The sequence below is a fragment of the Microbacterium sp. genome (genome assembly GCF_003248605.1).
GTDB lineage: Bacteria > Actinomycetota > Actinomycetes > Actinomycetales > Microbacteriaceae > Microbacterium.
This window is the reverse complement of sequence record NZ_QFPF01000110.1, coordinates 1-8,351: the sequence shown is the minus strand read 5'-3', so window position 1 is coordinate 8,351 and position 8,351 is coordinate 1. Positions and strand designations below refer to the sequence as shown.

Below are 8,351 nucleotides of genomic sequence, written 5' to 3'. Positions count from 1 at the left end.
GAGGGGCACTGGCACTACGGCGATCGGATCGGCCATGAGTCATTGCTCAGCCGCGATGGCCGGATCGAGACCGGCCAGGCCACTCGGGTGACGCTTGCTTGGGCCGCCGATGAGCCGCATCACTATGCCGTGACCATCGGCGAGTTCCCCCGCCGTGATCCGGTCGAGTGGGCGATCAAGCTCGCGGGAAGTGTCGCCAAGGATCTCCAACGACAAGGACTGATGTAATGCCCATTCCGTTGCAATCGAACCTCGACATGAACAACCTGCGTGATCAGGTCTTGTGGACGCTGGTCAACCCCGGGCATCTCCTCGATGCTCCGCTGCTTCTTCGTCTCGAAGAGATGAAGCTCATCGCTGATCACTTGGTGGCTTGCGGTCTTCGATTTCATCCGGAGTTGCAGCAGCAGTGGTACATCCCACCGCGTCCCGGCGCCTCGATCCTTGAGGCTGGTGCCGGTCGCTGGGTGAAAGGCCCGGCGCCGGGCGTGCCGCCTGTCGAGGCGAGCGACGTCGCGCAGGCGCCGGATGATGACGCGAAGACGCTCCTGAATCTGCTGTCCGCCGAGCAGCGCGCACAACTGCGCAAGCTGCTGGGGGAGGAGGAACCATGAGCACTCCGACGCCTCCGTCTGATCCGGTCGTCCCTCCGGGGACGTTGAGCTACGCGCAGATCCGGCAGCTGTTCGAGGCCGATGAGGCCGCGAAACGAAAGGTTCGCGACGAACTGCAGGGCGCCGTCACAAATGCCCGTGGCTGGTTCATCGACGGGCTCCTCGATGGAATCGCTGACCTGTTCCGGGGGAAAATCCGTCCTGGATTCGAGGTTGCCGCCCAGGCCTTCCAGGACGGGCAACTGGCCCTGAACACCCGCCTTGACCTCCTGTCCCCGCTGGTCGACTACGGCAGCGTGTACATGGATCCCGTCGGAGGGTTTCTCCAGTTCGGGACCAACTACGGAACGATGCCCTTCAACAAACAGATCGGGCCGATGAGAGGCTGTGAGCTTCACGATGGTGGGATCCGACTGAAGGACAAGGGCCTGTGGGATTTGCACGCGCAGCTTGCCATCGGTGGGAACGCCCTCAACGTCGGATCGGGACGCGTGGACTGGCGAATCCGCGTCTACGCGCCGGACGGAACGCAGTTTTCCGAGCAAGTCGGATTCAAGTGGAACACACGACGTGAGACCGACGTAATTGTCTCGTCAGTCGTCGTCCCGGAAGCCGGCTATGTGGTCAAGGTTGAAATCAGCTGGATCCATGGATCTCGCGAGCTGCTTGGCGGCCCGGCGAACACACGTCTGAAGGTTCAGCACATCTCCCGTCGCACCGATGTTGGTGGAACCGGGGCCGAAGATTCGTATATCCCGGAGACGCCTCCGGAGGAGGAAGTAGAGCCATGACGATCTTGACAGGCTTCTTTCGAGATATTGCACGCCGAGCGTCACAGGGCACCGTCACGGTGTCATCGACGACGACCAGGCCGGCCCATGATGGGCGGGGGGAGATGGTGACGGAGGAGCGGCACGTGCTCAATCTTGTCGGCGGCGGGTTCACGTCTCCAGAGCTTGATCCGGGCCCGGTCCGAGTGGAGCTCAACGCCATGGGTGTGCATAAGTGGTGGGAGCTGCATTTGCCGGAAACGGGCACCCACGACCTTTTTACGCTGATCGATGCTCAGGTTGAATACACGCCGGTTGTCGTTGGCCAGGCGCAGGCGGCGTCGGCGGAGGCCGCCAGGTCGGCGGCCGCGGCTGAGTCCAGTGCTTCCCGTGCGGAAGCGTCGGCGACGCATGTCGACGCGGTCGTCGCCGACGGTGCGGCGGCGGTACGCACGCAGCTGCAAACCGACATCACCGCCACCGCCGAAGCGAGGACCGCCGTCGAGGCCTCCCGCGATGAGGCGGCAAGCTCCGCAGAGACCGCGACGGAAGCGGCCGCCTCGGCGACGTCGTCTGCGGCGACTGCCGGTGCCGCCCAGTTGGCGGCGGTCTCCGCCCGCGACGAAGCGAAAGCCGCGGCGGCGTCGGCGACATCGGTGAGCAATTCCCTGAGCGAAGGGGGCGATCTGAAGGCGTACCTTGACGGTGTCGCCTCTGATGCGGGTGCAGATGCTGCCCGCGCCGCGACCTCTGAGGCGACCGCGGCTGACGCCGCGTCTCGCGCGGAGACCGCCGCGTCGACGGCCCAGTCGGCCCAGTCCCGGGTGCAGGCCGTTGTCGATGACGGTGCGGCCACGGTCCGCGCTGCCGTCGCCGGCGACGCCGACCGTGCCGAAACGGCACGCGATGCCGCAGAAGCTTCGGCCGCCGACGCGGCCCAGTCGGCATCGACTGCGACAACGGCGGCGGGAGAGGCAAGCGCTGCTTCGCAGGCAGCGACCGAAGCCGTCGGGTCCATCGCAGCGCACGCGGATGGTGCGGCGGAGGCGGCATCGCGTGCGGCGGCTTCGGAGTCGGTGGCCTCGGAGTCGGCGACGTCCGCGTCTGAGTCCGCGAGGGCGGCGTCGACGACGGCGGCGGCTGCCGCACAAATCGCGGCGTCGGAGAAGATTGCGGAGCTCGTCGGCTCGGCCCCGTCGAATCTGGACACCATCCACGAGTTGGCTGCGGCGATGCAGACCAAGGGGGAGGCGATCGCGGCGATCCAAACTGCCCTCGCAAACCGCGTCGTCGGCGACTACACTGTCGTGGTCCAGTCGACCCCGCCGGAGGGCGGAACAACGCCTTCCAACCAGATCACGTTTGTGGTGGGGGCGGACTGATGTCGATTTACGTGGGTGATCGCGAAGTCCGTCAGATCACGTTTCCCGACGGGACGCGGATGGGCCGAGTCCTGGGTGTCTACGTCGGTGCAGAACGCATTTTCCCACCGGAGGGCCGCACCGAGGAGTACCTGTTCACCGTCGGTGCGACAGGAGGCATCGCCAGCGGTAATCAGGTTCGGTTCACCCCGCGGGTTCCGTGGTGGGCTGTCGCGGTCGACGTGATCGCCATCGGTGGTGGCGGCGGCGGGCACGGCGGTGACGGCGGCTTCAACCGCGACGGCCAAGGAGGCCGCGCCGCTACCTGGCAAACGGGAACCATCGCTCTGACGAAGTCCGAGGGGGACTTCCTCAACTCCTTCCAGGTCAGGGTCGGGAAGGGAGGCGCCGGGGGATCTGCCGGCAACGCAGGGAACCCCGGTGCTGAGTCGAAGGTTTCTTACGGGTTCGACTTGGGGCCTTCCGTCTCCTCGCAAGGTGGACTCGGTGGCAGCTCCTACGGTGACGCCACAGGCCAGGCCGCCGGAGACGTCAGCCGATTCGGGATGGAGTTTCCCGGTGGTGCTGGCGGTGGGCGCGGGCAGGCCGGTTGGTCACCAGGTGGCGGTGGCGGCGGTGGGCGCGGCGGCACCTTCGGTGGGGCGACCGCCGGCGCGGCCGGTGGTGCGGGCTCCGTCTGGATCAGATTCCGCAGCAGCGCTTAGCCACAAACGGGAAGCACTCCCATAACCGCACGAACCCCGTACCTAACCGCACGAACCCCGCACCGCCCGGTGCGGGGTTTCCTCATGCACCAAGGAAAGGAGACCGATGGCCGACTACTTCTACCCACTCAGCCAGGGCGCTCACGTCACCAGCCCATTCGGGCCCCGAGCTGGCGGCTACCACTGGGGCACCGATTACGGCCGCGCCGGAGGCTCCGGCGGCAACGCCGTCTACGCCCCGCAAGCCGGAACCGTCATCATGGCCGGACCCGCCAGCGGCTTCGGTGGCCCAGACCCCGCCGGATGGATCGTCATCGACCACCCAACCGACGCCGGCGGCGGAGTCAGCGTCCTCGGCCACATCATCCGCGAAGTCGCCGTCGGCGACACCGTCCGCGCCGGGCAGCGCGTCGCCCGGGTCAATCCCTCCTCGGCCACCAACGGCGGCGTCGCCCCGCACGTCCACTTCGAACATCACCGTTACGTCTGGTCCCCGCCGGGACCGGACCGTCTGGACCCGCACGCCTGGCTGGCCGCCCGCGGCGCCCGATGGCCGGGAGCCCCGGCCACACCTACCCGAAAGGAATCCATGAACGCGCTCACCGCTGACATCGACCTGCTGACCCCCAACGACGATGGCCGGGCGACGAAGCCCCGCAATCTTTTGTGCATCCATACCTTCGAAGACGACGGCACGTGGTCGGCCGACAGGATGGCGAAGTACCAGCAGTCGCCCGCCGCCGGCGGCTCGTACCACCTGGTCATTGACCGCAACGGCCGCATCGCTCGTGAGAACGACGACGCGTTCATCCCGTGGGCGGCGATGTTCACCGGCAACCGGGTGGCGTTCCACTTCTCGCTGTCGGGCAAGGCGTCCTGGACGCGCCAGCAGTGGCTGGCCCGTCCGAAGCAGATCGACGCCCTGGCGAAGGTGCTGGCTGCGTACTCGAAGGCCAAGGGCATCCCCCTCATCCGCCGCGGACCGCAGGACGTGCGAGCCGGGAAGTGGGGCGTGTGTGGCCACGACGACATTTCCAAGGCATTCGGCGAGTCGACGCACTGGGATCCGGGGCCGAACTTCCCGTTCGACGTCGTCATCGACAAGGCCAAGGCGATCCTCGCCGGCCCGAAGCCGGCGCCCGCCCCGCCGTCGGATCCGGCGCCCCGTCCGATTCCTCCGAAGGAGACTTTGATGCCCACCACGCTGGACACCGTTTTGCCGTCGCTCGTCGACGGTTCCACGTTCGAGGCCCCGCTGGCCACCTTCATCCGCACCGCGGACAAGCAGGCCTACGAGGCCAACCAGCGACTCGCCCGCTTTGAGGCGAAACTCGACCGGATTCTCGACGCCATCGGCGAAAAGCCCGACCTCAAGCCCGGCCAGTAGCTGGCCACCGAATCCCCGAAAGGATCACTCATGTTCGATTTCATCCGTTCCGTTGTCCCCGCTGGCGCCCGCGCCGCCTGGTATGCCACCGCCGGCGCTGTCGTCACGGCTTTGGTGGCGTGGGGCATCCTCGACGACACCGCCACCCCGGCCGTCGTCGGCGTGGCCACCGCCGCCATCACCTTGCTGTTCGCCATCGTCCACTCGGATTCGCCTGTGCGGCAGGCCGGCTACGGCCTCGCGGCTGCGGTCGGTGCCCTCGGCGTGTATCTCGGCTGGGGAACTGAAGCGCAGATTGACTCGCTGCTTGCGGTCATCGCCCCTGCCCTGGGGCTGGGGACTGCTGCGGCAACCACCAGTGTCGGCGATGCGTCCTACGTGGGTGAGCACCGCCTGGAGGACTAGATGTCCGGCGTCGAGCTTTGGTTCGGGCCGGGTGGCATCGCCGCCGGCGTCGGGGGAGTCGTCCTCGCCGCCGCGGCATGGGTGCGCGCCTGGCGGGAATCCCGCAACGCCGACGAGAAGTTGAAACTCCAGCGGGTGGCCGACGAGGAGAAGCTGGAGCTGGAGCGGGAGAAGATCCGCCTTGAAGAACGGAATGCCGATCTTGCCGGACTGCAGGCGTTGACCACCGAGCTGCGTTCGGACCTTTCCCGGATCCGGGAGGACCTCACCGAGACCCGCAAAGATCTCGATGTGGAACGCCGCCGGGGCGAGAAGACTCGGCGCGACCTCGATGCAGAACGGCGTCGCACCGATGAGGCGACGGAGAAGATCGACGCGCAGGGAAAAGAACTGGCGCGGTTGGCTGATGAGCGGGCCGAGGCGTGGAAACTCGTCCGACGCCTTGCCGGCCATATCCGTGCCCGTGAGGAGTGGACGGTCCTGCACCTTCAGCCGCGGCCACCGTCGCTGGAGTTGATCCCGGACGACGTCGTCCACATTGTGTTCCCGGACGGTGGCCCGTACCCGCGCGAGCCTCCGGACACGTCGTGACGCACGGTCACCGCACGAGCACGGCCCCGGCCGCCGCCCCTTTGACGGGCAGCGGCCGGGGCCGTTTTCGCATTTGAGCGGCGCGTTCATCACCGCGGGGGAGCGGTGGGCAGCCGCGATTCCGTGGCTCATTTTTGGCTCACTTTTGGCTCACAAAGACGCAGAAACAGGCGTAAAGAGGCGTAAAGATACCCCCGTCCGAAAAACAGAAAACCCCCGCTGGCCTGCATTTAAGCAGGTCAGCGGGGGTGGTCGTCCGGCTCCCCCGCCAGGACTCGAAACCGGATGTGATTGGCCCGAAAAATGCCCCTGACCTGCACCTAAGTCAGGGGTTTTTTCGCTTTTGGCTCACTTTTGGCTCACTTCGCTACGCGGCCTTCGGCTGCGTGACGGCCGACTGAACCGCACCGAGCCCGTTGTGGATTTCTTCCATCGTGTCGGCCACCGCATCAAGATCGCCGTCGAACAGGTCCGCATAGACGTCCAGCGTCATCGCCGCCGACGAATGCCCCAGCTGGCGTTGGACGACTTTCACGCTCGCACCGGCCGACACCAACAGCCCGGCGGCGACGTGCCTCAGCCCGTGCATCGTCACCCGCGGGAAGTTCGGATCAGCCGCCATCGCCCGGTCACGCGCCCCGTGGAACCACGACCCGGAGCCCTGAAGCTTCATCGGCTCGCCCGGCACCCGCTCCCACACCCATGCCGACTTCGGCTTCCCCTCGATCAGCGGCTCCAGCATGTTGCACACAAACCGAGGAATGGCCACGGTCCGCGCCTCATGCGACTTCAGCGTGCCGATCTCCACCTTGCCGTTGACCGTCACCGCCGCCCGCTGCAAATGCGCCCGCCGCCGCCCCAGATCCAGATCCCGCACCTGGAGGCCCGCCAACTCCGACCACCGAATGCCCGACGTCGCCAGCAGCCACACGATCTCCGACTTCACCGAGCACTGGTCGGCGATCGCCCGCACCTGCTCCATCGTCAGATACACCTTCACCGCCTTCGACCGCCGCGGTAGCTTCAGCCCCCGCGCCGGGTTCTTCACAAGACACCCATCGGCAATCGCCATGTCCAGGACCTGTGCCAGACAGGCATGGGCGCGCCGGGCGGTGGAGCCGGAGACGTTGAGGCTGGCGATCCATTCTTGGATTTCGGAGGGGCGAAGGCTGCCGACTTCGCGGTGGCCCCACATGGGTTTGACGCGCAGTCGCCATGCTTGATCGGTGACGGCGGCCGTCGAGGGCTTGAGGTGGGTCTGTGCGGCGAGCCAGCGCGTCCCGATCTCGGAGACGGTGGTTTTCTCCCTTGCTGGGTCGACCCAAGAGCCGGCGCGGCGGGCATGGCCTTGGTCCTGTTCCCAGGCGGTGGCTGCTGCCTTGGTGGGGAAGCCACGCTTCCGGCTTCGGGAGCCGTCGGGCTTGGTGTACTGCACTTGCCACCGGCGGCCGGCCTTTGTCTGGTACGGGGTGATGGACGACATGTCGTATCCTTCGTGTCAGCGGGCCGCCGGTGGCGGCGCCGTATCTCCGGCCCTGCCGTGCAAGCTGTCCAAGGCGTGCGGCGGGGTCGGCGTTCTTCTTTCTGTCAGACGATGGCGGCGGTGGTGCTATTGCCTGTGGGGAACGCGTGGCTCGCGTTTATGCTGCTGTCCTTTCGTTCAGCGTCGCTGGGTGATGGTGCTTTCCAGCATTGAGCCGAGGCGGAGGACTGCGGCGAGGATGCCGCCGAGAACGACGACAACGAGACCAAGAGCCGTCGCCATGCCAGAGCCGGGAGTACCGTTGAAAAGTGCGATCAGGCCGAAGGCAATCATCAACGCACCGATCACCATTGCGGTGATGGAGAGGACTTCGAACCAGCCGCCGGAGCGGAAGTAGGGCTTGCCGTTGGGGCTGGGGATGGGCATGGGTGGTGCCTGTGGCTGTGGTGGTGCGGCCCAATGAGTGGCTTCGGGGCGCGGGGTGGAATGCTCGGGGCGTTCGGGGTTCGGATGGGTCATGGGGCTTTCCTTTCGTGTTCTCCGCGCCAGACGCGGATGAGGTGAGGGGTGACGTCGAGGGCGTGCGCGAGTCCTGCGACGCCGGGCCCGTGGAGTTCCTCGGCCAGGGCGTACTCGGCCGGCGAGATCAACAGCAGTGCGGCGAAGGCGTCGGCGCGCCGCTCGGCCCTGCTGTCCACCGAGTCGTAGCCGCTGCGGACGTCGCGGTGGTGGGCGTGGCCGAGTTCGTGCGCGAGGATGCACCGGCGGGTGACGCGGTCGAGGCCGTGGCGGAGGATGATTTGCTGCCGTTCCGGCACCCACAGCCCGTGCGGCCAGTTGTCGTCGAGGGGCACTTCGTCGACGCGCAGGCCCATGGCGGCGGCGAGTTGATCAGGGACGTCAAGCATCCGGTGGCCCTGCGGGAGGTTGCTTCGATTCGCCCAGCTTCTGCGGCCGGTGGTTACCGAGAAATCCGAGAACGATCGGGGCAGCGCTTCCGAGCCCGCGGGCTCGG

At 67.0% G+C, this 8,351-nt stretch carries 11 protein-coding genes; 8 read left to right on the top strand and 3 right to left on the bottom strand.

Going from position 1 to position 8,351, the window contains the following annotated elements:
• From DI573_RS12595 to DI573_RS12560, 8 genes are all read left to right on the top strand, one after another.
• The coding region (locus DI573_RS12595; RefSeq protein WP_292814837.1) for a hypothetical protein at positions 1-228 on the top strand (228 nt) is incomplete at its 5' end.
• Complete coding sequence (locus DI573_RS12590) at positions 228-614, top strand: DUF2744 domain-containing protein (RefSeq protein WP_070519209.1); 387 nt, start codon at positions 228-230, stop codon at positions 612-614. The genes DI573_RS12595 and DI573_RS12590, both read left to right, overlap by 1 nt.
• Positions 611-1,405 (top strand): hypothetical protein, encoded by a 795-nt coding sequence (locus DI573_RS12585; protein ID WP_070519208.1) that lies wholly within the window; start codon positions 611-613, stop codon positions 1,403-1,405. The genes DI573_RS12590 and DI573_RS12585 overlap by 4 nt, the downstream gene beginning before the upstream one ends.
• Positions 1,402-2,766, top strand: coding sequence for a hypothetical protein (locus DI573_RS12580; protein ID WP_292814829.1), 1,365 nt, complete (start codon positions 1,402-1,404; stop codon positions 2,764-2,766). The genes DI573_RS12585 and DI573_RS12580 overlap by 4 nt, the downstream gene beginning before the upstream one ends.
• Complete coding sequence (locus DI573_RS12575) at positions 2,766-3,470, top strand: hypothetical protein (protein ID WP_292814826.1); 705 nt, start codon at positions 2,766-2,768, stop codon at positions 3,468-3,470. Before DI573_RS12580 ends, DI573_RS12575 begins: the two co-directional genes overlap by 1 nt.
• A gap of 106 nt (positions 3,471-3,576) precedes the next feature.
• On the top strand, positions 3,577-4,857 hold the full coding sequence (locus tag DI573_RS12570; RefSeq protein WP_292814823.1) for an N-acetylmuramoyl-L-alanine amidase: 1,281 nt from the start codon (positions 3,577-3,579) through the stop codon (positions 4,855-4,857).
• 30 nt (positions 4,858-4,887) lie between these two features.
• The gene (locus tag DI573_RS12565; protein WP_292814821.1) at positions 4,888-5,262 is read left to right on the top strand and encodes a hypothetical protein; all 375 of its coding nucleotides are present in this window, start codon (positions 4,888-4,890) and stop codon (positions 5,260-5,262) included.
• Positions 5,263-5,853: a hypothetical protein gene (locus DI573_RS12560; protein ID WP_292814818.1), complete on the top strand. Its 591-nt coding sequence runs from the start codon at positions 5,263-5,265 to the stop codon at positions 5,851-5,853. It begins immediately after the preceding gene.
• Positions 5,854-6,220: 367 nt separating this feature from the next.
• Here the strand turns inward: DI573_RS12560 and DI573_RS12555 are convergent, their stop codons facing one another.
• The 3 genes from DI573_RS12555 to DI573_RS12545 form a co-directional block, all read right to left on the bottom strand.
• Positions 6,221-7,336, bottom strand: coding sequence for a site-specific integrase (locus DI573_RS12555; RefSeq protein ID WP_292814816.1), 1,116 nt, complete (start codon positions 7,334-7,336; stop codon positions 6,221-6,223).
• 177 nt (positions 7,337-7,513) lie between these two features.
• Positions 7,514-7,855, bottom strand: coding sequence for a hypothetical protein (locus DI573_RS12550; RefSeq protein ID WP_141742990.1), 342 nt, complete (start codon positions 7,853-7,855; stop codon positions 7,514-7,516).
• Positions 7,852-8,351: ImmA/IrrE family metallo-endopeptidase (locus DI573_RS12545; RefSeq protein WP_292814791.1), on the bottom strand; the 500-nt coding region annotated here is incomplete at its 5' end. The genes DI573_RS12550 and DI573_RS12545, both read right to left, overlap by 4 nt.